Genomic DNA, 22,594 nt, shown 5'->3' with positions numbered 1-22,594 from the left:
AGGCGACCAAGCTCAAGATCCGGCATGTGCCGGGCACCGGCGGGCCGGCGTCGTTCATCCTGATCGGGGCCATCGGCAACTTCAGTTCCGCATCGAGCTTCTGGGTGCGGGGACAACCCGTGAATGCCGGCGGTGCGGGCGTCGTGTTCGTCAACGGCACCGCGTCGAACCTGGGCAACGGCGTGCCCGTGACCATCGAGGGCGAGCAGGTCGTCGACGGCGTGCTGATCGCCACCCGCGTGAGCTTTTGAGCGCCAGTAGTCGATGACAGACCAGATGAGCCAATGGGTCGGCGCTTTCCTGGCCGAGTGGTGCCGCCTGTCCGAAGGACTTGCGGATCCCGAGCAATCGACGGAGTTCGCGAAAGAGATCTACGCCTCGTACGGGAAGCGCGATCCTCTCGAAGTCGCCGCAGAAATGTGGGGCGGCGGCGCGGGGCGGACCGAGCCCTGAGCTGACGTCCTTCCCCGAGACGGCGGGGATTCCCTCATCCGGACGGCCAAGTCCGGCCGCACGCAGGCAATAGCGCGCACTACACTGATTGCATGTCCGCGTCGCTGACGTCGTCTCATCGGAACGAGCGTTGGGAGCTGGGCGATCAGGCATGGTCGCGCAATCCGACGACGGGCGCTTTTGATCTCGCGGACTTCAGAGGGCTGGGTACAGCCCCGGCGGCGTACAACCCGCTCGACCTGGCGGCGCTGGTCGGCGCCCGCGTGAGCTTCGATGTGGAGGATCGGGGGACGCGGCCACTGGCACTCTATCCCGGGGCGTTCAAGTTTTCTCCCATGACGGGCAAGGCGTTGCCTGAACCGTCCATCGCCCATCTGGAGGTCTGGCTGCCGCCTTTCGGCGGCGATGGTTCCGCCGCAGCCGAGCCGCAAGGGCTGGGGCTGACAGCCGTCCGGCTGGCGCTGCGGCCGACGCTGAGCATCGAGTCCCCACCGGACCACCAACTGGCGATGCCGCCCGCGGGAAACTACCAGTTTCTCGTGGGCGCGTGCCAGACCTGCGAGTCCAGATTGTTCGCGATCGATGCTTCGCGCGGACTCATCTACCACTGGCTGCCGCACTCGGAGTGCTGGCTGGAGGTCTACCCCAGAGGCGCGGAGATACTCGTCGAGAGCGCTCTGACCGACAACGCCTGGGGCATGGTGGTGCAGCACCCCCAAGACTCCACCAGGCTGTTCATGCCTACCGATGACGGACTGGCCATCGTGGCCATCAATCCTATCGGCCGGACCTACGAATCGCAGCTCGTAGGCGGACGCTGCGTGGGCGCGCCGGTCATGTGGCAAGGCAGGGTTCATGTGCCCATGCTGGAAGAAGACAGGAAACTCGGCGTCTACGCCTTGGATCCGGATGGCAGTGCTCTTCGCCGTGTCGATGGGCCGAAGCTCGCTGCCTCGGCGGCGGCATGGTTTCGGCCACTGGCCGATCACCGGCAGATCGTCTGGATGACCTCGGTGGGCCAACTGATGGTCCAGCGCGACGCCGGTGCGGCGCTCGAAACATCCTTTCTGCCATGGCCGCCGGGCATCACGCCGCGCTTCGATCTGGGCAGCCCCTACCTTTCCGGCAGCGGCCGCCTATGGCAGCAGTGCTTGCGGCAGGACGACCAGGGAGGACAGATCGTCTTTGTTCAACTGGGACTCAGCGAGCCGGAAGTCAGGCCGGCGAGCTCGCCGCGGCTGTGCACCGGGTCGGCGTGCTTTCAGCGCGAGACACGCCTGCGGGGTGATCCATGGATCGATCCCGACGACAGCAGCGATTCCAGCACCGACGAAGCGATCTTCCCGTTGCTGGAATCGACTTCGGCATCGACCTTGCTGTGCGCGCGCGTGCCGAATATCCGCTCGGTGGATGGCCTTGTCGCGTCCAACGAGACGTGCACCGCCACCTTCGAATTGCGCGGCGAACATGCGGTGCAGTTCTGGGTTGCCCGCACGGCTCGGCCATGGATGACGCGAGCCTTTGTCTATTCGGGTCACCTGTTTCTTTATCACCCCGACCAGCGTCGCCTGCCAGGCTGGCGCATCGACGCATGAGCCGTCTCGTCCAACCTGGCCTGGCCAATTCGGACCTGGACGTCTCGGTGCCTTGCCAGCGTTGCGCTGCGCCGTTGCATGGGCGGGTCAAGTTCTGCCCGTACTGCGGCGAGGATGCGTCCCTCACGTTTGGAGCCGCCCCCCTCGAGCCGGGACCGGAAGCTCCCGTCAGCGAACCCAGCGAGGACGTGGACGCCGAGCTTGCGCGCTTCGTCCCTGCCCCGTTCGAGTGGCCGGAGGAACCGGCCGCGCAGAATGCCGCGGCGCCGCGTGTCGCCGCTGTCCTGAAGCGCTCGGTGATCGGCACGGTAGCCGCGCTCGTTCTGCTCGCGCTCGCGCTGGCGCTGGGCTACCTCTACGTCGACAAGCAGCACGAGACGGACAGGTCGCGAGAGTTCACGGCGAAACTGGCGCAGGCGCAGGGCGCCTTGAGCCGAGGCGACCTCGGCGCCGCCGAGCGTTCGCTGGCCGCCCTGGTCGCCGCCCATCCGGATCATCCCGGCGTGCGGGACTTGAGGAACGAACTCGATCGGCGAGTGCGGGAACAGGACGCCAAGCGCGAGCAGCTTCGCGATGCCACCCAGAAGGCGGCCAGGGTGCTCGGCCTGGCCGACCCCACCCCGTCGCCTGCCCCAGCGCCGCCGACAGCACAAGCGCCGGCCGTCGCCGTCCCCGCGCCGGGGATCGGCACCTCAGGCCCCGGCAAGAGCGAGTGCAACGACACGCTTGCGGCACTGGCTCTGTGCGAGCGGTGAGCTCCGCGAGCAGCAGCGCAGGTGTATCGGCAATCGCCCGACAGGACTACCATAAATAACCTTCACTGGAGCCGGCAATGCCAATCAGATCGATCCTGACGGGGCTGATAGCGATGGTGGTCCTTCTGTCTTCGCCCTTCGCGCAACCCAGGGCGCAATACAAGATCGTCACCGCGTCGAAAACCGGCACCTACATTCAGATAGGCCGCGACCTGGCCAAGTGGGTGGCCGAGCCCGCCGGCATCGAGCTCGACGTCCTGGAGTCAAAGGGTTCGGCGGAGAACGTGCAGCGCATGCGCTTCGAGCCAGGGGTCAAGCTCGCGCTGGTGCAGTCCGATGTCTACCAAGCCTTCCTGGATGAGGCGAAGGCCGGCAACGCCGACGCAGGCAACATCATTCGTCCGCTGCGCCTCATCATGCCGCTCTACGACGAAGAGATTTATTTCGTCGCCCGCGCCGACTCGCCGCTGAACGCCATCCACGAGATCAAGAACAAGAAGATCGGCGTCGGCGCGCTCGGCAGCGGCACGGCGCTCACGTCCAGAACGCTCTACCAGCTGATGTTCGGCGAGCAGATACCGGCGGCCAACGCGCAGTACCTGAGCAACGAGGAGGCGCTCGCCAAGCTGACGGTCGACAAGTCGATCGACGTCGCCATCATCGTGGCCGGCCAGCCGGCCAAGCTGTTCTCGGACATGAAGCCCGAGGCGCGCAACTACATCAAGATCCTGAAGCTGGACGATGCGGCGCCTGAAACAGCGCGTGCCAAGAAGACCTACTTTCCCGCCACGATCCGCGCCGCGAGCTACTCGACCTGGCTCACGGCCGACATTCCCACCCTGACCGTGAAGGCCTATCTGGTCACCTATGACTACGGCCTGCAATCGACAGTCGGAAATCTCGGCCGATTCGCCGAATCGCTTTGCAAGAACTTCGACAAGCTCCAGGCCAATGGCCATCCCAAGTGGAAGCAGGTGCGCCTGGAGCTGCCCGCCCTCGGCCAGGGATGGCGCTACTACGCGCCCATGGAAAAGCGGCTGCGCGCCTGCCTGGCTGGCCAGGCCGCGGCGGGCGGGCCGGCCTGGGCCAGGACGCAACCCACAGGGCGCGAATGCACGGAGCAGGAGTGGGTGCTGGGCTTGTGCAAGAGATGACTTTGAAGATGACCTTCCCCATGCTCACGCGCCGCGCGGCGCTGCTTCTCTCCGCGCTGGCCCTCGCCGGCTGCGGCAGCCTCGGCGGCAAGCCCGACACCGCGGCCGAGCCGATCCACGTCATGACCTCGGGCGGCTTCACCGCCGCCTACAACGAGCTCACGCCCGGCTACGAAAAGACGAGCGGCCGCAAGGTGCAGACCGCCTATGGCGCCTCGATGGGCGCGGCCAGCGACTCGATCCCGAGCCGCCTGGCGCGCGGCGAGCCGGCCGACATCGTGATCCTCGCGCGCCCTGCCCTCGACGCGCTGGTGAAGGAGGGCAAGGTGATGTCCGGCAGCCAGGTGGACCTGGTGCGCTCGTCGATCGGCTTCGCGGTGCGCGCCGGCGCGCCCAAGCCCGACATCAGCACGGTCGATGCGCTCAAGCGCGCGCTGCTCGCGGCGCCGTCGATCGCCTACTCGGCCAGCGCCAGCGGCACCTACTACGAAACCGAGCTGCTGAAGAAGCTGGGCATCGAGGACCAGGTCAAGCCGAAGAGCAAGCGCATCCTCAGCGAACGCGTCGGCACCGTGGTCGCGCGCGGCGATGCGGCGCTGGGCCTGCAGCAGGTCAGCGAGCTGCTGCCCATCAAGGGCATCGACTACATCGGGCCGCTGCCGGCGGAGGTGCAGCGCGTCACCGTGTTCTCGGCCGGCATTGCGACCGGCTCGAAGCAGCCCGAGGCGGCGCGGCAGTTGATCCGCTACCTCAACTCGCCGTCCGCCGCGCCAGTGATCGAGCGCACCGGGCTCGAAGCGATCGCCGCACGCGGCCCGTAAACTGGGGCCATGAGCTCGCCGATCACCCCCGCCATCGTCTCGGCCCTTGCGCCCACCGGCACGCTGCGTGCCTCCATCAATCTCGGCAATCCGATCCTCGCGAACAAGGATGCAGCCAGCGGCGAGCCAGCCGGCGTCTCGGTCGACCTGGCGCGTGCTTTCGCACAGCGCCTGTCGGTTCCGATCGAGCTGGTGGTGTTCGAGAAGGCGGCCGCATCCGTCGATTCGGTGCGCAACGACAGGGCCGACATCGGCTTCTTCGCGATCGATCCGGCGCGCAGCGACGGCCTGCGCTTCACCGCGCCCTATGTGCTGATCGAGGGCAGCTACCTGGTGCCCGCGGCTTCGCCGATCCGGCACAACGAGGAGGTGGATCAGGGCGATGTCCGCATCGCGGTCGGCGCCGGCAGCGCCTACGACCTCTTCCTCACGCGCGAGATCAAGGAGGCGCAGATCGAGCGCGTGCAGGGCGCCAAGGGCGTGTTCGAGAGCCTGCACGCGGGCCAGGTCGAGGTGGCGGCCGGCATCCGGCAGGTGCTCGAGGCCGAGGCCGCGAGCGTGCCCGGCCTGCGCATGCTGCCCGGGCGCTTCATGGTGATCCAGCAGGCGATGGGCACGCCGGCGCCGCGCGGCGCCGAAGCAGCCGCGGTGCTGGCCGCCTTCGTCGAGCAAATGAAGGCCGACGGCTTCGTGGCCGAGGCGCTCGCGCGGCACGGCATCCAGGGCGCCAGCGTGGCGCCGGCGGCCGTTCAGGCGTAGCGCGCCAGGCCCAATCCTTCCATATCGATCTCGGGCGAGCGCCCGCCGATCAGGTCGGCCATCACGCGGCCGGTGCCGGCCGCCATGGTCCAGCCGAGCGTGCCGTGGCCGGTGGCCAGCAGCAGATTCGAGAGGGGCGTCGCACCGAGGATGGGCGTGCCGTCGGGCGTCATCGGCCTGAGGCCGGTCCAGAACTCGGCGCCTTCGACGCTGCCGCCCTGCGGGAACAGATCGGTGACCACGTGCTCCAGGGTGTCGCGCCGCCGGTCGTTCAACCGCAGGTCGTAGCCCGAGAGCTGCGCGGTGCCGCCGACGCGGATGCGGTCGCCCAGCCTTGTGACGGCGACCTTGAAGGTCTCGTCCATCACCGTCGATTCGGGCGCCATCGCCGGGTCGCTGATCGGCACCGTGATCGAGAAGCCCTTGACCGGGTACACAGGCAGGCGGATGCCCAGCGGCTTCAGCAGCTGCGGCGAATAGCTGCCCAGCGCCACCACGTAGCGCTCGGCACGGAATGGGCCGGCCTCGGTATGGACCGCGGTCACGCCGCCAGCGTCGCGCGCGATGTCGGTGATGTCCACGCCGAAGCGAAAGCGCACGCCCGCCGCTTCGGCCAGCTGCGCCAGCGCCTGCGTGAACTTGAAGCAGTCGCCGGTTTCGTCGCCCGGCAGGCGCAGGCCGCCGACGAACTTTTCCCTCACCGCGGCCAGCGCCGGCTCGTGCCGCACGCAGCCTTCGCGGTCCAGCAGCTGGTAGGGCACGCCGTAGGCCTTGAGGATCTCGATGTCCTTGCCGGTGCCGTCGAGCTGCTTCTGCGTGCGGAACAGCTGCAGCGTGCCGAGCGCGCGCTCGTCGTAGCGGATGCCGGTGTCGGCGCGCAGCTGCTGGAGGCAGTCGCGGCTGTATTCGGCCAGGCGCACCATGCGGCCCTTGTTGAGCTCGTAGCGCGCATGCGTGCAGTTGCACAGCATCGCGATCCCCCAGCGCCACATCGCCGGGTCGAGCATCGGCTTGATGACCAGCGGGCTGTGCCGCATCAGAAGCCACTTGATCGCCTTGAGCGGCACACCGGGCCCGGCCCAGGGCGCCGAGTAGCCGGGCGACACCTCGCCCGCGTTGGCATAGCTGGTCTCCAGCGCCGGCGCCCGCTGGCGGTCGAGCACGGTGACCTCGTGGCCGGCCTTGGCGAGGTAGTAGGCCACGGTCGTACCGATCACCCCGCTGCCCAGAATCAGTACTTGCATGGGAATCCTCGGGGCTATGTCAAACCCAATGCCGACTGCAATCGCTCTGCCGACAAGTGCTCCGGCCGCTCGGGCCAGGCTTCCAGCAGCGCCACCATCTTCTCGTTGATCGGCGCGCGCGCGCCGTTCGACCTGGCGAGCCGCGCCACCTCGCCGCACAACGCGTCGATCTCGGTGCGCCGGCCCAGCGCCAGGTCGTCGGCCATGCTGGAGCGCGCCTTGTCGTCGATGCGCAGCATGCGCGCCGCGACGAGGCGGAACAGCGGCGTCGGCAGGCGCAGCATGAACGGCAGGCGCCGCGCAGGCACCGCCGCGAGCTGCGCCGGCACGATGTTGGCCCACGACAAGGCCTCCAGCGCTTCGTCCATCAGGGCCGCGAGGCATCGGCGATAACCGCGATCCAGCAGCTGCTCGCGCAGCGGCAGCCCCGAGAGCGCATTGATCGGGTTGTTGAGATTGAGCAGCAGCTTGCCCCATTGGACCGACAGCATGTCGTCGTAGGTGTCGACCGGTACGCCGGCGCGCTCGAACACGGCCAGCCAGGGCCGCAGCGCCCTGCTGCGCCGGGCGGCCAGCCGGCCGACCGTACCGCGGTGGAAGCTGCCGGGTTCGATTTCGGCCACGTTGTACGGCACCATCCCCGGCAGCACATAGAGCGTGGGTGCGACCTTCGATGCGACGTCCGCATTCGAGATGCCGTTCTGCAGCGAAAGCACCGGCGTGCCGGCCGGCAGCGCCTCGGCCAGCGCGGCCGCGGCCTCGGCAGTGGCGCTGCTCTTCACGGTCAGCAGCACCAGCGAGGGCCGTATGCCCAGAGGCACCCGCTCCTCGAGATGCAGCGCGTCGGGCGGCACGTGGCGCTCCATGCCGTCGAGATCGCTGAGCGTGATCCCGCGCCGCGCGAGCGTCTGCAGCACGCGGGGGCGGCCGACGAAGACCACGCGCACGCCCTCTGCCGCCAGGCAGCCGCCGATGAAGCAGCCGATGGTGCCGGCACCCATCACGAGCACGTCGACGGGCACGGGCTCGGACTCGGGCTCGGCCATGTGCGCTAGATCCGTTCCGCCACCCAGCCCTGCACCGACTGCAGCGCGGCCGGCAGGCCTGCCGCATCGGTGCCGCCGGCCATGGCCATGTCGGGCTTGCCGCCGCCCTTGCCGCCGACCTGCTGGGCGACGAAGTTGACCAGCTCGCCCGCCTTCACCCGGCCCATGGTGTCGGCCGTGACGCCGGCCGCGATCTGCACCTTGCTCCCGTCGACGGCGGCCAGCACGATGGCCGCGGTCTTGAGCTTGTCCTTGAGCTTGTCCATGGTCTCGCGCAGCGTCTTGGCATCGGCGCCGTCGAGCTTGGCGGCGAGCACCTTGATGCCGCCGACGTCGACCGCCTGCGCCAGCAGTTCGTCGCCCTTGGAGGATGCGAGCTTGCCCTTGAGCGCGCCCACCTCGCGCTCCAGCGCGCGCACCTGGTCGAGCAACTGCGTGAGGCGCGGCTGCAGTTCCGACGCCGGCGTCTTCAGCGTGGCGGCCACGCTGTTCACCGTCGCCTCGAGCTCCTGCAGATAAGCCAGCGCATTGGCGCCGGTCACCGCCTCGATGCGGCGCACGCCGGCGGCCACGCCGCCCTCGCTCACGATCTTGAACAGGCCGATGTCGCCGGTGCGCGCCACGTGCGTGCCGCCGCACAGCTCGCGGCTGGAACCGATGTCGAGCACGCGCACCGTGTCGCCGTACTTCTCGCCGAAGAGCATGACGGCGCCGGTCTTCTGCGCCGACTCCATGTCCATCAGGCGCGCCTGGGTGGCCTGGTTGGCCAGGATCTCGGCGTTCACGCGCTTCTCGATCTCGAGGATCTGCGCTGCGCTGACGGGCGCGTTGTGCGCGAAGTCGAAGCGCGTCTTGTCGGCATCGACCAGCGAGCCCTTCTGCTGCACATGCATGCCCAGCACCTCGCGCAGCGCCTTGTGCATCAGGTGGGTGACGCTGTGGTTGCGCATGGTGGCGGCGCGCAGCGCCGTGTCGACGCGCGCGGTGACGGCGTCGCCCACCTTGAGCGTGCCCTGCGTCTGCGTGCCATGGTGGCCGAACACGTCGGCCTTGATCTTCTGCGTGTCGTCGACGCCGAACTGCACGCCTTCGGCCACCAGCACGCCCTGGTCGCCGACCTGGCCGCCGCTCTCGGCATAGAAGGGCGTGGTGTCGAGCACCACGATGCCGGGCTGGCCTTCTTTCAACTCCTGCACCGGCGCGCCTTCGTAGTACAAGGCCACGACCTTGGCCTTTTCTTCCAGGTGCTGGTAGCCGGTGAAGGTGTTGGCGGCGCCGGCGTATTCGACGGCGCGATCCATCTTGAACTTGCCGGCGGCGCGGCCGGCGGCCTTCTGCTTTTCCATCGCGGCGTTGAAGCCGGCCGCATCGACCTCGACGCCGCGCTCGCGGCACACATCGGCCGAGAGGTCGAGCGGGAAGCCGTAGGTGTCGTGCAGCTTGAAGGCCACTTCGCCCGGCAGCAGCTTGGCGCCATCGGCCAAGGCCGCGTCGAGGATTTCCATGCCGTTGGCGAGCGTCTCGAAGAAGCGTTCCTCTTCCGCCTTCAGCGTCTCGGTGATGCGCTTCCCGTCGGCCACCAGCTTCGGATAGGCCTCGCCCATCAGCGCCACCAGGTCGGGCACCAGCTTGTGGAAGAAGGGCTTCTTCTGGCCCAGCTTGTAGCCGTGGCGGATGGCGCGGCGCACGATGCGGCGCTGCACGTAGCCGCGGCCCTCGTTGCTGGGGATCACGCCGTCGGCCACCAGGAAGGCGGTGGCGCGGATGTGGTCGGCGATCACGCGCAGGCTCTTGTTGTCGAGGTCGCGTTCGCCGGTCTCGCGCGAGGCAGCCTTGATCAGCGCGTCGAAGATGTCGATCTCGTAGTTGCTGTGCACATGCTGCAGGATCGCGGCCAGGCGCTCCAGGCCCATGCCGGTGTCGACGCAGGGCGCGGGCAGCGGCTTCACGCTGCCGTCGGGCTGCATGTCGAACTGCATGAACACGTTGTTCCAGATCTCGATGTAGCGGTCGCCGTCTTCATCGGGCGAGCCGGGCGGGCCGCCGGCGATCCCGGGGCCGTGGTCGTAGAAGATCTCGGAGCACGGGCCGCAAGGGCCGGTGTCGGCCATCATCCAGAAGTTGTCGGACATGTAGCGCCCGCCCTTGTTGTCGCCGATGCGCACCACGCGCTCGGGCGGCAAGCCGATGTCCTTGGTCCAGATGTCGTAGGCCTCGTCGTCCTCGATGTAGACGGTGGCCCAGAGCTTGTCGGCCGGCAGCTTGTAGACCTGGGTCAGCAGCTCGAAGGCCCAGGTGAGCGACTCGCGCTTGAAGTAGTCGCCGAAGCTCCAGTTGCCCAGCATCTCGAAGAAGGTGTGGTGGCGCGCGGTGTAGCCGACGTTCTCGAGGTCGTTGTGCTTGCCGCCGGCGCGCAGGCAGGCCTGCACCGAGGCCGCGCGCACATAGGGACGCTTGTCGGTGCCGAGGAACACGTCCTTGAACTGCACCATGCCCGAGTTGGTGAACATCAGCGTCGGGTCGTTGCCGGGCACCAGCGAACTCGACGGCACCACGGTATGGCCCTTGGAGGCGAAGAAATCGAGGAAGGACTTGCGGATGTCCGCAACGCTGAAGGTGGGCTGGCTCATCTTGGATTGGACTTCTCAGACAGGCGGCCGAGCGGGCAGCCCCTGCATCGAACCCACCTAACTGCTTGATTTGCTTGAACATTCGATTATAGGTTTGGCCCCCTGCCCCGCGTGCCCCTGTTGCTTTGCCCAGGACCTATGCTCGGGCCCATGAACGATCGCCTGCTCGCCGACGCCGTGCTGGTGCTGCACGGCCTTTTCATCCTGTTCGTGGTGGCAGGCGGCCTGCTCGTGTGGCGCTGGCCGCGGCTCGCCTGGCTGCACCTGCCGGCGGTCTTCTGGGGCGCCTGGGTGGCGTGGTTCGGCTGGGAATGCCCGCTGACGCCGCTGGAGAACCAGCTGCGGCTCACCGCCGGCCAGGCCGGCTACAGCGGCGGCTTCATTGACCACTACCTGCTGGGCGCGGTCTATCCCGAGGGCCTCACCCGTGCCGCGCAGATCGCATCGGGGACCTTCGTCGCCGTGCTCAATCTGGTGGTGTATGCGCTGCTTCTTCGTCGCGCGCGGCGCATGAAGCAGCGTTGACGTCCGCTATGGCGACGGCGACGCGCCGGCCGGCTCGATGTTCAGGTTCATCCGGAACAGGTTGCCCGGATCGAATTGCCGCTTCACCGCCTGCAGGCGCGCGTAGTTCGCGCCGTAGCTGCCGGCGACGCGTTCGGCCTCGTCCTCCGTCAGGAAATTGACGTAGCCGCCGCCGGTGGCGTGCGGCGCGGCATCCTGGAAGACCTCCCGCGCCCATACGCGCACCCGTTCGTCTTCGCGTGGATCGGACCAGCGGCCATGCACGTTCATGATGTAGTTTGCATCGCGGCCGACGAAGGCCGTGTCCTCCGGCTTCACGCGCGCCATCGCGCCGCCGAGCTGGGCGATGAAGATCTCGCACTCGGGCCCCGGCAAGCGGCGGACGGAGTCGATCACGAGGTCCAGTGCTTCGTCGCTCAGCGTGCTGAAGTTGTTCGACTTCCAGTAGTTGCGGCTGCCCGGTGCGAGCAACGGATCGAAGGCCGACTGGAAGCCGGCATAGGGCGTCGGCCCCAGCGCGGTGCCGAGCGGACTGCCGAACTGCAGCACCGGCGCGGCAGCGCGCTCGCCGGCTTCGACCTCGCCGCTGTAGACCAGCGGCAGGATCACCACTTCCGTGCCGTGGACCGATTCGGGAAGGAAGGGCAGCGGCGGCGCCTTGCGCATCACCGTCCAGACGCTCAGTTCGTCGGGCGCGCCGGTGGTGAAGTCGCGCCACGCGCGCAGCACCTGCTGCGCCTGCGCGAACGGATAGACCACCAGGCCCGCGTACAGCTCGGGGCCGACCGGATGCAGCTGGAACTCGAACGAGGTCGCCACGCCGAAGTTGCCGCCGCCGCCGCGCAAGGCCCAGAACAGCTCGGGCTCCGAAGTCGGCGAGGCAACGCGCTCGGTGCCATCGGCGATCACGACCGTGGCGCGCAGCAGGTTGTCGACGGTCAGGCCGTAGCGGCGCGTCAGCCAGCCGAAGCCGCCGCCGAGCGTGAGCCCGGCCACGCCGGTGGTGGAATTGATGCCGAGCGGCGTCGCCAGGCCGTGGGCTTGCGCCTCGCGATCGAAGTCGCCGAGCAGCGCGCCCGCGGCGACGCGCGCCGTGCGCTGGGCGGCATCGATGCTGACCGTGCGCATGCCGGACAGGTCGATCACCAGGCCGCCCTCCGCGATCGCATTGCCCGCGATGTGATGGCCGCCGCCGCGCACGCTCAGCAGCATCTTGTGCGCTGCGGCAAAACGCACCGCAGCCTGGACATCGCTGTCGTTCATGCAGCGCGCGATCAGCGCGGGCCGGCGGTCGACCGTGCCGTTCCAGACCTTGCGTGCTTCGTCGTAGGCGGCGTCGGCGGCGCCGAGAACGCCGCCGCCGATCTGCGCCGCGAAGGCGGCGACGTCGGGCTGCGGAAGTTGCCGGACGTCCTTGTCCAGCGTCTGGTAGGTCAGAGAGGTCATGGGGTCCTCCTGGAGTGAGCGCGTTGAAGAGCCGGAGGCTCATTCTTGCGACCTGGCCGCTCCCGCACCTGACCCGGCGTCCTTGAAATCTACCCGTGCGTCCGGACGGCGGCGGGCTGGTACGCCCCGGATCAAATGAGATTACTTTCTTGTAATGAGACTGAAATCTCATTACGATGCATGCACTTCAACCCGCAAGGACACCCGCCATGGCACTGACCCGCAGCGAAATGGATCGCAAGCTCGACGAGCATTTCAATTTCGAAGCCCAGGACAACGTGGAGGGTGTGCTGGCCACGCTCACCGCTGACGTCGAGCACGACGTGGTCGGCTGGCCTAGCGGCCCCAGCCGCAGCCGCGAGGGCGCGCGCCCGTTCTACGAGACGCTGTTCGCCGACCTGTCCGAAGGCAAGGTCGAGTCCCGACGCCGCCTCTATGGCGACAACTTCATGGTCGACGATTCGCTATGGAGCGGCCGGGCGCCGGGCCGCCCCTTCGGCATGGACGGCCGCGACCGTCCGCTGGCCTTCCGCCTGCTGCATGTGATCGAGTTCGCCGACAACGGCGACATCCGCCGGGAGAACGTCTGGGTCGACCTGGGCGCCATCCTGCAGCAGTTGCCACAGGTGGCCTGAGCATGGCCGGCAACGAAGGCCGCCCGCAGCAGAAGCAGCGCACACGCAAGGCCCTGCTGCAGGCCGCATCGCAATTGACGAAACAGGGACGCCGGCCGACGCTCGACGAGATCGCCGAAGAGGCGCTGGTTTCCCGCGCCACCGCCTACCGCTATTTTCCGAACGTCGAGGCGCTGCATCTGGAAGCATCCATCGACATCGAGACGCCGCAACCGGAGGATGCGCTGCGCGGCGCGCCGGCGGACGACGTGGTCGCCCGTCTCGAGCATGTGGATGACGCGCTGCACACGATGATCGCGGCCAACGAGGCGCCGCTGCGAATGATGCTGGCGCAGTCGCTGGAGCGAAGCGCCCGCGGCGAAACCGACGGGCAGCTACCGGCACGCCAGAACCGCCGCACGCCGCTGTTCGAAGCCGCGCTCGCGCCGGCCAACGGCTCCATCAAGCCGGCGGCGCTGAAGAACCTCAAGCACTCGCTCGCGCTGGTGATCGGTCCCGAGGCCATGGTGGTCTTCAAGGACGTACTTCGACTCGACGATGCCGAGTCGCGCAAGGTCAGGCGCTGGGCGATCCGGGCGCTGGTCGCCGCTGCGGCGCAGCCCACGCTCGCGCCGGCCAGGCCGGTTCAGCGCAAGCCGAAGGAAACGATTCTTCCCCGTCGATCCCGTCCAAGGAGTTCTCCATGACAGCGCACCGAAATTCGTTGCCGCCGCATTCGCCCTCCTCGCCTGCGCCGGCACCTTGGCCGGGCCTGCGGAAGCAGGCAAGGATCAACTGCGACGCGGCCGCTACCTGATACAGGTCGCCGGCTGCAACGATTGCCACACGCCCAACTACATAGCCAGCAACGGCCAGGTCGACGAGAAGCTCTGGCTGACCGGCGATGCCCTGGGCTGGGCCGGCCCCTGGGGCACGACCTATGCCACCAACCCACGCCTGATGATGGCCGGCATGAGCGAGCAGCAATGGATCCACCATGCGCGCAGCATGCGGCCGCGCCCGCCCATGCCCTGGTTCAATGTCCGCGCCATGAGCGATGCAGACCTGAAGGCCATCTACGCGTTCACCCGCTCGCTGGGGCCCGGCGGTTCGCCGGCACCCGCTTATGTGCCGCCCGGCAAGAAGGCTGCGGGGCCGGTGGTGCAGTTTCCGGAGTGATGCAGCGCGTGCCATGCTGACTTTCAGACGGCAACGACCGCAGTAGAATCCGCGCCTGCTGCGGGTGTAGTTCAATGGCAGAACGGCAGCTTCCCAAGCTTCATACGAGGGTTCGATTCCCTTCACCCGCTCCAGCCCAACATCACGGCCCCTCTTGCAGGGGCCGTTCTCGTTGCGCTTCGCGGATGTATTCGCGCCATCGATGCATCCCATTGACCCAAAGCGTTTTACTCCCGAAGCGCTCATCCCTAACCTCTGCCGACCTCCAATCCGCCCCCATCGAAGGGACGGCCCAAGGTCTGCAGATGCGTGCCTGGCGCTCCAGCGTTCGTCGATCTGCCGAAACAGAACGACACAACGGAACGCGAGACATGCCCAAACTCCTCTTGTTGATCAGCGCCAACACCACCAAGCAGATCAAGCTGCGAAAGCCGGAAACAACCGTAGGGCGGGCGACGACCAATGACATCGTCATCAGGCATGAGCGAGTCAGCCGCCTCCATGCCGTGCTGACCCTCGACGGTCTGTTCGTGACGATCAAGGACCTGGCCAGCAGCAACGGCGTCTACGTGAACGACAGCAAGGTGGAGACGCAGCATCTGGTCGATGGCGACAGCATCTCGATCGGCGGCTGCCGGATGCGCTTCCTGGCCGGCAATCAGGACTACACCTCCGTCGAGGCTTTGCGGCTGTTGACCATTCCCGGGCTTCCGCTCGAACTGGCATCGCAGCGCGTCTCTCCCACGTGGGCCGACGCATTGCGTGGCGCGGCCGCCTGACCCGCTCGATCCCGGCACTGCTCGAAGGGTCATCCGCCAAGCCGCGCCTCGCACCGCCTCCTACAATGGTCCGCATGCGCTTCCCGGCCACCGCACTCCTCGTCACTGACTGCCCCGCTGCAGCCCCCGCCGCCCTCGCGGCAGGCCGGCGCGCGCGAGCAGCCGACGGCAAGGCGACCCGTCCCGCTGAGCGCGCGCCAGCCGCACTTTCCCCCGCCCGGCGATCCCCTTCCCTCTTCTCGTTTAGCGCAACCATCGATCGCCGGGCTTAAGCCCCGCGCGACAGCGACCCTTTGCGGCCGCATTCGATTGGAGTGCTTCATGTCATCGACGACAACCCTACGCGGCGAGCGCACGCTCACCGAGCTCGATCACCTTCGTCTCAGCAAGCTGCTCGACGAAAAATCCCATCCGGGGCTCGAAGCCCTGCTCGATGCCGCCGAGGTGCTGGGCTCACGCGAGGTGCCGGCAGATGTCGTCACGATGTATTCGCAAGTCACCCTCGCGGATGTGCCTTCGGGCCAGCGCCACAAGCTGACCCTCTGCTATCCGAAGGATGCCGAGCCCGGCGCCGGCCTCGTCTCGGTGCTCTCGCCGGTCGGCATGAGCCTGATCGGCCTGCGGCTCGGCGCGGTGGCGAGCTGGACCTTGCCCAGCGGCGAGGAAGGCCGCGCCGAAGTGGTCGAGATCCTGTTCCAGCCCGAAGCCAGCGGCGACTACACGACCTGAGATCGCCCTCAGTCGAGCGTCCCCAGATACGCCGCGATGTCGCGCGCATCCTGTTGCGTCACGCCCATCTGGGGCATGGCCGTCTGCGGGTCGACCTCGCGCGTGTGGCGCAGCCAGCGCACCATGTTGTCGGGCGTGTTGGCGAGCTTGCCGCCGATCATCGCGCGGTGCGCCACGCCGGCGAGCGGCGGGCCGACATTGGGCTGCGAGCCGGTGACGCCCGGGATGGTGTGGCAGGTGCCGCAGGCGTATTGGTGGATCGCCTTCGCGCCGCGGCGCACATCGCCCTGCGCATCGGCATTCGTCGCCACGCGCGGTCCACAGGCACCTTGCACCGCGGGGCCGCTCGTCACCGTCACGCTCGCCTGCGTCGCCTCGGCGTACTGCTGGGGCGTGAGGTCGGGCAGCCGTTCGAGAAAGGCGACCACGGCCCACAGGTCTTCCTCGGCCAGGCGAAATTCCCAGGCCGGCATGCCGCTCATCTTGATGCCGTGCTTGGTCACCCAGTAGAGCTCGCGCGCGTTCCAGTGCTGGCGCGCATCGACCAGCGGTCCTGGCCAGGGCTGCATGCTCTTGCCGATGTCGTCCTGCGCAACGCCGGGGCCGCCATGGCATTGCTGGCACTTGTCGCGAAAGCAGGCCGCGCCGCGCAGCACCAGCCGCTCGTCGTCGAGCTTCGGCACTTCGATGCCGCGTGCCCGCAACCGCACCGCTTGCCGCATCGCGGTCTCGAGCATCGAATACACGGGCTGCGTGTGCTGCTCGGTTGCAGAGATGTTGTAGAGCCCGCCCCACACCGTCACCGCTGCGCCCGCCGCCGCGGCCAGGCCGAGCACCGCAAGCGTCAGCAGGACGGTCTTCGAGGTTCCCATGTTTGGCGGCATTGTCCGACGCGCGAGAGCGCCGCCGTGTCGGCGCAAGGCGCATTCGCGCCACGAGAATCGCGAGATGCCCGCCCCCCTGCTGCTGCTGCTGGATCGCCCCGGCTCGTGGACCGCACTGCTGCTGGCCATCGCAGCGCTCGCCGGCGGCTGCGAGCTCGGCGAACGCAAGCTGCCCAACGCCAAGGCGCCGGCGGTCCAGATCGCGCGCGGCCAGCAGCTGCTCGCGCAGTACCAGTGCGGCAGCTGCCATGCGATTCCGGAAGTGCCGGCCGCGCGCGGCACGGTCGGCCCGCCGCTCGAAGCCTTCGGCCGCCGCAGCTACATTGCCGGCCAGGTGCCGAACGGCCCTGACACGCTGGCGCGCTGGATCGTTGCGCCGCAGGCCCTGGTGCCCGGCACCGTGATGCCTGCGATGGGCGTCTCGCCCCAGGATGCGCGCGACATGGCGGCCTACCTGCTGGCACTCGAATGAACGGCACGGCTTCGCAATCCGTACTGCATGCCGCGGGCCCGGTCGCCGAGACGCTGCTGGGCGTGAGCACGGTGCTGGTGCTGGGCGCCACGCTGATCTTCGTGGCCGTGATGGCGCTGCTCGTGCTGGCCGTGCGGCGGCGCGGCGCCCAGGTGAATGCACGCTGGTGGGTGCTCGGCGGCGGCGTGGTGTTCCCCACTGCGGTGCTGGCCGCGCTCTTCGCCTACAGCGAGTGGCACAAGCCCCCGTGGCGCATCGCGCCGCCGAAGGACGCGCTGATCGTCGGCGTCACCGCGCGCATGTGGTGGTGGGAGCTGCGCTACCGCGATCCGGCCACCGGCGCCGAGATCGTGGGCGCCAACGAGATCCGCATCCCGGTGGGCCGGCCAGTCTACTTCGGGCTTTCGAGTGCGGACGTGATCCACAGCTTCTGGGTGCCGGCGCTGGGCGGCAAGATGGACATGCTGCCCGGCCGCGTGCAGCACCTGCAGTTGCAGGCCGACCGGCCCGGCACCTGGCGCGGGCAATGCGCCGAGTACTGCGGCGATCAGCATGCGCGGATGGCGCTGCACGTGGTGGCCGAGCCGCCGGCGGCCTTCGAGGCCTGGCTCGCGGCCCAGGCCCGGCCCGCCGCGGCCTCGTCCTCGCGAGAGATCGAGCGCGGCCGCGAAGCCTTTCTCGCGCATCGCTGCAACGCCTGCCACGCGGTGCGCGGCGTGAGCGAAGAAAGCCGGCTCGGCCCCGACCTCACGCACGTCGGCAGCCGCCTCTACCTCGGCGCCGGCACGGTGGCCAACGATGCGGCCGGGCTCGCGCAATGGGTGGCCCACACGCAGCAGCTCAAGCCCGGCGCACGCATGCCCTCGTCGGGCGAGCGCATCGACCAGGCGAGCCTGCAATCCATCGCGGCCTGGCTCGGCGAGCTCAAATGAAACCCGCGGCCGACACCCTGCCGTCCAGCCTGCCGCGCCCCGACGGCGAGCGCGAGGCGCTCGAACGCGCCTGGCGGGCACCCGAAGGCTGGCGGCTGCTCTCGGCCGTCAACAACACGCACATCGGCGTGTTCTACATCGCGACCGCGATGCTCTTCTTCGTGCTGGCCGGCATCCTGGCGCTCGTGATGCGCGCGCAGCTCGCCGTGCCGGACAACGGGCTCGTCGACCCGAAGACCTACAACCAGCTCTTCACGATGCACGGCACCGTGATGATGTTCCTGTTCGCGGTGCCGATCGTCGAGGCCGTGGCCGTCTATCTGCTGCCGGGCATGCTGGGCGCGCGCGACCTGCCCTTTCCGCGGCTGTCGGCCTACGCCTTCTGGGCCTATGCGATCGGCGGCATCGCCTTCTTCTGCACCCTCTTCTTCGGTCAGTCGCCCGACGGCGGCTGGTTCATGTACCCGCCGCTCACCGGCAAGGAGTTCTCGCCCGGACGCGGCGCGGACTGGTGGCTGCTGGGCATCGGCTTCATCGAGATCTCGGCGATCGCGGGCGCGATCGAGCTCATCATCGGCATTCTCTTCACGCGCGCCCCAGGCATGACGCTGATGAAGATGCCGGTGTTCGCCTGGGCCATGCTGGTGACCGCGCTGATGATCGTGTTCGCCTTCCCGGCGGTGATCGCTGCCACCACGCTGCTCGAGCTCGAGCGCGCCTTCGACTGGCCCTTCTTCATCGCGGCGCGCGGCGGCGATCCGCTCCTGTGGCAGCACCTGTTCTGGTTCTTCGGCCATCCGGAGGTCTACATCATCTTCCTGCCTGCGGCGGGCATGGTCTCGATGATGATCGCCACGCTCGCGGGCACGCCGCTGGTGGCCTATCGCGGCGTGGTGGCGGCGCTGGCCGGCGTCGGCATCGTGAGCTTCGCGCTGTGGGCGCACCACATGTTCACGGCCGGCCTCGGCAATCTCTCGATGATGGTCGTCTCGGCGGCCAGCTTCATCGTCGCCATACCGAGCGGCGTGCAGGTGTTCGCGTGGATCGCGACCTTCTGGCGCGGCCGCGTGCGGCCGAACGCGCCGACGCTGTTCCTGCTCGGCTTCCATTTCATCTTCGTGCTGGGCGGGCTCACCGGCGTGATGGTGGCGGTGCTGCCCTTCGACTGGCAGGCGCACGACAGCTACTTCATCGTCGCGCATTTCCACTACGTGCTGATCGGCGGCATGGTGTTTCCGCTGTTCGCCGGCTTCTACTACTGGCTGCCTGTGTTCAACGGGCATTGCCTGTCGGAGCGCTGGGGCCGCTGGGTCTTCGGCCTGATGTTCGGCGGCTTCAACCTCGCCTTCTTTCCGATGCACATCGCGGGCCTGATGGGCATGCCGCGGCGCGTGTACACCTACCCGGGCGATCTGGGCTGGAACGTCCTCAACCTGCTGTCGACCCTGGGCGCCTTCACCCTGGCGGCCGGCGTGCTGCTGTTCATCGTCGATGCGGCGCGCACGCTGCGCCGGCCCGAGAAGGACCACGACAACCCGTGGCGCGCCGGCACGCTCGAATGGCTGCCGCCGCGCGACTACGGCGTGCGCAGCATTCCCGATGTGAACTCGCTCGAGCCCTTGTGGGACCGGCCCGCGCTGCCGCAGGAGGTCGAGGCCGGCCGCCACTGGCTGCCCGGCACGGTGTTCGGCGGCCGCGAGACGCTGGTGACCAGCGTGCGCGATGCGCGGCCGCTGCACCTGCTGCGGCTGCCCACCGACGGCTGGTGGCCGGTGGCCGCCGCGGCGGGAACGGCGGGCTTCTTCCTGCTGCTGACGGTCGAACGCATGGTGCCGGCCTTCGCCTGCGGGCTGCTCGCGATCGTCGCCATCCTCATCTGGCTCTGGGGCTCCGACCGGCCGCCGCCGAGCGCGACGGCCCGCGTCGCGCGCGGCGTCTACCTGCCGGTGGGCGCCGCCGGCCGCGCTTCGCATTCATGGTGGGCCGTGATCGTGCTGATCGCGGTGGACATGACGATCTTCGCGTCCTTCGTGTTCTCGCACCTTCACGTGGCGATGGCCGCGGATGTGTGCCCGCCGCCCGGTGCGGCGCTGCCGGCGACGCGCTGGCCGCTGGGCTCGGCCGCGCTGCTCGCGGCCGGCTCGCTGCTGATGGCAGGCGCAGCGCACGCGCTGGGCTCGGCCGAGGTGCGCAGCCAGCGGCTGTTGCGCGCGCTGGTGCTGCTCGCGATGGCCTGCACCAGCGGCGCATTCGCACTCGACATGGCCGGCCATCTGCAGGCCGGACTCGACCCGCGCGCACAGGCCTGGAGCGCGACCGTCGGCATGCTGCTCGGCTACCAGGGTTTCCACGTCGCCGTCGTGCTGCTGATGGGCGGCTACGTGCTGGCGCGCTCCTGGAGCGGCCGGCTCCAGCCCGCCGCGCGCGCCACCCTCGACAACACGCTCTTGATGTGGCACTGCGTCACGGCGCAAGGCCTGCTCGCTGCGCTCGCGGTGCAACTGGCGCCGCGCCTTGCTTGAGGCGTCTATATCTCGGCAAACACCTCAAGCAGGTTTCCGTCGGGGTCACGAAAGAAAAGCGTGCGATGGCCGAAGCGCTGATCGGTCGGGGGAGAAAGAAGATCGATGCCCTGCCGCACGAGTTCGGCCGCGCACCGATCGACATCTGGCGCGGAAACCTTGAATGCCAGCTGAAGCGCGGCGCTGCCCTTCGGCGTCGGCGCATCGGTTGCAGTTCGACCGGGCGTTGCCAATGCCAGGGTGTTGGCGCCGACTCGATACTCGATCCAGTTCGGCGACAGCTCTCGCGTCAGGCTGAAGCGGAGTACATCTTCATAGAAGCGGCGCATCGCTGTCATGTCGCGGACGAAGATGACCGAGTAGTCGATGGCTCGAATGGCATGGAAAGGCGAATCCGGACGCGGTTCCTTCACGGTGCTTGTTCCCTACAGCAGATCCTGCGACTCGTCGTCGAAGCCCGGCACCGGCTGCACCTTGGCCAGCGCCATCCAGAGGCTGAAGGGCATGCGCGGCAGCGCGCGGTGCACGGCCGAGCGCGCCACCACCAGCCGGCCCTGCTGCGCGATCAGCACCCCGCATTCGGCCGGAATCTCGTCCGGCTCGCCGATCGGCCGGCCCTTGGCGTCGCAGCCCAGCACGTACCAGCACTCGCCGCCGAGGTCGAGGTAGGCGGCGCGCTTGTCGGGCTTGCGCAGATCGCTCAGCAGGTCGGCGCGGTTGACCTTCACCTCGTGCACGATCGGCTGCGCATAGGCCTCGACGCTGGTGTTTCGGATCGAGAAGACGTCCGGCCGCGCGATGCACCAGCGGGGCTTGCCGCCCTCGTTCGCAGCCGGCAGCCGCGCCCGCAAATTCAGGCCGCGCCAGGCCACGCGGCCGGCGCGCGTCATCTCGCGCGCGACCTGCTCGACCAGCGCCTCGTGCTTGGAGAGCACCGCGCGGTTGACGACCAGCGTGCGCGCGATGTGCGCGATGCCGGCATCGCTGACGCGCAGCGTTTCGTGGCCCAGCGCCGAGCGCACGCGTTCCAGCAGGCCGGCCGCCAGCAGGTCGACCTCGATGGCGTCGCAGCAGGGCCAGCCGGCCGAGCGGTAGACCTCGCGCAGGCGGCGCGCATGCAGGCGCCCCAGCGCGGCCGCGCCGGGCGGCGGATCGGCCACCGGCGGCGGCGCGCCCGGATCGGTCATCGGCGGATCGACCGCCGGCGGGTCGCCCTCGGGCGGCGGTGGCGGCGGCTGCGCGGGTGTTGGCGGGATCGGCAGATCGGGTGCCGGCGGCGGCGGCCCGATGGGTACGCCGACGCCGGCGCGCTGCAAGGCGAGTGCTGCGTTCATCGCGCAAGGTTAGCGAAAACCGGCAGCCAAGGCGAGCGCGGCTGCAAGCTTCAGGCCGCAGACCCGGACATGACCACCACCACCTGCGCCTGCGTCTTCCCCACTGAGAGGTAGATATGCCCCACGCTGCTGTCGAAGTAGACCGACTCGCTGCGCCGCACCAGCACCGATTCGCCGGTCTCGAAGCGGATGCGCACCGCGCCGGACAGGACCATGCAGAACTCCTGGCCGGGGTGCCGGATGAAGTCGGCGAACTCGCTCTCGTGGCGCGCCAGGATCCGGCCGTGCATCGGCTCCATGATCTTCGCGGGATGGTCGGTGCACAGCATCCGGTACTCGTACTGGTCGCTGGCATAGCTCGGGGCACTGCCGAGCGCCGAGTGGACGAAGGTCGGCGCCGCCTTGCCCGCGCGGCGCGCGGCCGGATCGAACAGGCGCGAGATATCGACATTCAGCGCCCGCGCGACGGCAGCGAATTTCTCGTAGCTGATGGAGATCTGGCCGAGCTCCATCTTCGACAGCGTGGACAAGGCCACGCCAGATCGGGCGGACAGTTCCTTCAGCGTCAGCTTGCCGGCCTTGCGAATCGAGCGCAGCCGCTCCCCCATGACGTCGCGTGCTATCGATTCGACGGGCGCGGCGGTCGATCGGGTGCGGCGCGATTTCTTCGCGGGCGGCGTGAGCGGAGGACGCAATGTACGGGCCATGGGGCGGCGCATTA

Annotated in this window: 24 protein-coding genes and 1 tRNA gene; 17 read left to right on the top strand and 8 right to left on the bottom strand. The window is 68.7% G+C overall.

The window, feature by feature from the left end:
* The 7 genes from AC3A6B_RS24495 to AC3A6B_RS24465 form a co-directional block, all read left to right on the top strand.
* On the top strand, positions 1–251 hold a 251-nt coding region (locus tag AC3A6B_RS24495), incomplete at its 5' end, for a DUF5666 domain-containing protein (protein WP_487839245.1).
* 25 nt (positions 252–276) lie between these two features.
* On the top strand, positions 277–453 hold the full coding sequence (locus AC3A6B_RS24490; protein ID WP_487839244.1) for a hypothetical protein: 177 nt from the start codon (positions 277–279) through the stop codon (positions 451–453).
* 92 nt (positions 454–545) lie between these two features.
* A complete protein-coding gene (locus AC3A6B_RS24485) occupies positions 546–2,048 on the top strand; it encodes a hypothetical protein (protein ID WP_487839243.1) in 1,503 nt (500 codons plus the stop codon).
* Positions 2,045–2,803 (top strand): hypothetical protein, encoded by a 759-nt coding sequence (locus AC3A6B_RS24480; protein ID WP_487839242.1) that lies wholly within the window; start codon positions 2,045–2,047, stop codon positions 2,801–2,803. Before AC3A6B_RS24485 ends, AC3A6B_RS24480 begins: the two co-directional genes overlap by 4 nt.
* A 77-nt stretch (positions 2,804–2,880) precedes the next feature.
* Positions 2,881–3,957 (top strand): TAXI family TRAP transporter solute-binding subunit, encoded by a 1,077-nt coding sequence (locus AC3A6B_RS24475; protein WP_487839241.1) that lies wholly within the window; start codon positions 2,881–2,883, stop codon positions 3,955–3,957.
* A gap of 8 nt (positions 3,958–3,965) precedes the next feature.
* Positions 3,966–4,778 carry a substrate-binding domain-containing protein gene (locus AC3A6B_RS24470; RefSeq protein WP_487839240.1) on the top strand — a complete coding sequence of 271 codons (813 nt, stop codon included), beginning with the start codon at positions 3,966–3,968 and terminating at the stop codon, positions 4,776–4,778.
* A gap of 9 nt (positions 4,779–4,787) precedes the next feature.
* Positions 4,788–5,537: a transporter substrate-binding domain-containing protein gene (locus AC3A6B_RS24465; protein WP_487839239.1), complete on the top strand. Its 750-nt coding sequence runs from the start codon at positions 4,788–4,790 to the stop codon at positions 5,535–5,537.
* Here the strand turns inward: AC3A6B_RS24465 and AC3A6B_RS24460 are convergent.
* Genes AC3A6B_RS24460 through alaS form a run of 3 tightly spaced genes read right to left on the bottom strand, consistent with a single transcriptional unit; the run spans position 5,528 to position 10,457 of the window.
* Positions 5,528–6,781, bottom strand: coding sequence for a D-amino acid dehydrogenase (locus tag AC3A6B_RS24460; protein WP_487839238.1), 1,254 nt, complete (start codon positions 6,779–6,781; stop codon positions 5,528–5,530). The genes AC3A6B_RS24465 and AC3A6B_RS24460 overlap by 10 nt on opposite strands.
* Positions 6,782–6,795: 14 nt before the next feature.
* A complete protein-coding gene (locus AC3A6B_RS24455) occupies positions 6,796–7,827 on the bottom strand; it encodes a 2-dehydropantoate 2-reductase (protein WP_487839237.1) in 1,032 nt (343 codons plus the stop codon).
* A gap of 5 nt (positions 7,828–7,832) precedes the next feature.
* Positions 7,833–10,457 (bottom strand): alanine--tRNA ligase, encoded by a 2,625-nt coding sequence (alaS, locus tag AC3A6B_RS24450; RefSeq protein WP_487839236.1) that lies wholly within the window; start codon positions 10,455–10,457, stop codon positions 7,833–7,835.
* A 150-nt stretch (positions 10,458–10,607) separates the two neighbouring features.
* Here alaS and AC3A6B_RS24445 point away from each other — a divergent pair, with 150 nt between their 5' ends.
* Positions 10,608–10,982 carry a DUF2784 domain-containing protein gene (locus AC3A6B_RS24445; protein ID WP_487839235.1) on the top strand — a complete coding sequence of 125 codons (375 nt, stop codon included), beginning with the start codon at positions 10,608–10,610 and terminating at the stop codon, positions 10,980–10,982.
* 6 nt (positions 10,983–10,988) lie between these two features.
* On the opposite strand, the gene AC3A6B_RS24440 is transcribed toward AC3A6B_RS24445, so the two are convergent.
* Entirely contained in the window at positions 10,989–12,428 is a 1,440-nt protein-coding gene (locus AC3A6B_RS24440; RefSeq protein WP_487839234.1) for an FAD-binding oxidoreductase, read from the bottom strand.
* A 209-nt stretch (positions 12,429–12,637) separates the two neighbouring features.
* Here AC3A6B_RS24440 and AC3A6B_RS24435 point away from each other — a divergent pair, with 209 nt between their 5' ends.
* From AC3A6B_RS24435 to AC3A6B_RS24410, 6 genes are all read left to right on the top strand, one after another.
* The gene (locus tag AC3A6B_RS24435) at positions 12,638–13,063 is read left to right on the top strand and encodes an ester cyclase (RefSeq protein ID WP_487839233.1); all 426 of its coding nucleotides are present in this window, start codon (positions 12,638–12,640) and stop codon (positions 13,061–13,063) included.
* Positions 13,064–13,065: 2 nt separating this feature from the next.
* The gene (locus AC3A6B_RS24430; RefSeq protein WP_487839232.1) at positions 13,066–13,749 is read left to right on the top strand and encodes a TetR/AcrR family transcriptional regulator; all 684 of its coding nucleotides are present in this window, start codon (positions 13,066–13,068) and stop codon (positions 13,747–13,749) included.
* 55 nt (positions 13,750–13,804) lie between these two features.
* Positions 13,805–14,221 carry a c-type cytochrome gene (locus AC3A6B_RS24425; RefSeq protein WP_487839231.1) on the top strand — a complete coding sequence of 139 codons (417 nt, stop codon included), beginning with the start codon at positions 13,805–13,807 and terminating at the stop codon, positions 14,219–14,221.
* 60 nt (positions 14,222–14,281) lie between these two features.
* Positions 14,282–14,355: transfer RNA gene (locus tag AC3A6B_RS24420), tRNA-Gly, on the top strand.
* 237 nt (positions 14,356–14,592) lie between these two features.
* The gene (locus tag AC3A6B_RS24415) at positions 14,593–15,000 is read left to right on the top strand and encodes an FHA domain-containing protein (protein ID WP_487839230.1); all 408 of its coding nucleotides are present in this window, start codon (positions 14,593–14,595) and stop codon (positions 14,998–15,000) included.
* A 321-nt stretch (positions 15,001–15,321) separates the two neighbouring features.
* Positions 15,322–15,729 carry a GreA/GreB family elongation factor gene (locus AC3A6B_RS24410; RefSeq protein WP_126839480.1) on the top strand — a complete coding sequence of 136 codons (408 nt, stop codon included), beginning with the start codon at positions 15,322–15,324 and terminating at the stop codon, positions 15,727–15,729.
* A gap of 8 nt (positions 15,730–15,737) precedes the next feature.
* Here the strand turns inward: AC3A6B_RS24410 and AC3A6B_RS24405 are convergent, their stop codons facing one another.
* Positions 15,738–16,601 carry a c-type cytochrome gene (locus AC3A6B_RS24405; RefSeq protein ID WP_487839229.1) on the bottom strand — a complete coding sequence of 288 codons (864 nt, stop codon included), beginning with the start codon at positions 16,599–16,601 and terminating at the stop codon, positions 15,738–15,740.
* Between the two features lie 76 nt (positions 16,602–16,677).
* Between AC3A6B_RS24405 and AC3A6B_RS24400 the strand changes: the two genes are divergently transcribed.
* Genes AC3A6B_RS24400 through ctaD form a run of 3 tightly spaced genes read left to right on the top strand, consistent with a single transcriptional unit; the run spans position 16,678 to position 20,539 of the window.
* Complete coding sequence (locus AC3A6B_RS24400; protein ID WP_487839228.1) at positions 16,678–17,085, top strand: c-type cytochrome; 408 nt, start codon at positions 16,678–16,680, stop codon at positions 17,083–17,085.
* Positions 17,082–18,017 (top strand): cytochrome c oxidase subunit II, encoded by a 936-nt coding sequence (locus AC3A6B_RS24395; RefSeq protein ID WP_487839227.1) that lies wholly within the window; start codon positions 17,082–17,084, stop codon positions 18,015–18,017. The genes AC3A6B_RS24400 and AC3A6B_RS24395 overlap by 4 nt, the downstream gene beginning before the upstream one ends.
* Complete coding sequence (gene ctaD / locus AC3A6B_RS24390) at positions 18,014–20,539, top strand: cytochrome c oxidase subunit I (protein ID WP_487839226.1); 2,526 nt, start codon at positions 18,014–18,016, stop codon at positions 20,537–20,539. The genes AC3A6B_RS24395 and ctaD overlap by 4 nt, the downstream gene beginning before the upstream one ends.
* A 5-nt stretch (positions 20,540–20,544) precedes the next feature.
* On the opposite strand, the gene AC3A6B_RS24385 is transcribed toward ctaD, so the two are convergent.
* Genes AC3A6B_RS24385 through AC3A6B_RS24375 form a run of 3 tightly spaced genes read right to left on the bottom strand, consistent with a single transcriptional unit; the run spans position 20,545 to position 22,580 of the window.
* Positions 20,545–20,952 (bottom strand): VOC family protein, encoded by a 408-nt coding sequence (locus tag AC3A6B_RS24385; protein WP_487839225.1) that lies wholly within the window; start codon positions 20,950–20,952, stop codon positions 20,545–20,547.
* A 12-nt stretch (positions 20,953–20,964) separates the two neighbouring features.
* Complete coding sequence (locus tag AC3A6B_RS24380; protein ID WP_487839224.1) at positions 20,965–21,873, bottom strand: hypothetical protein; 909 nt, start codon at positions 21,871–21,873, stop codon at positions 20,965–20,967.
* 50 nt (positions 21,874–21,923) lie between these two features.
* Positions 21,924–22,580, bottom strand: coding sequence for a helix-turn-helix domain-containing protein (locus AC3A6B_RS24375; RefSeq protein WP_487839223.1), 657 nt, complete (start codon positions 22,578–22,580; stop codon positions 21,924–21,926).
* Positions 22,581–22,594 lie beyond the last annotated feature (14 nt).

Source organism: Variovorax sp. Soil_C_33 (assembly GCF_057656935.1).
This window is presented reverse-complemented; position numbering and strand designations above follow the sequence as displayed.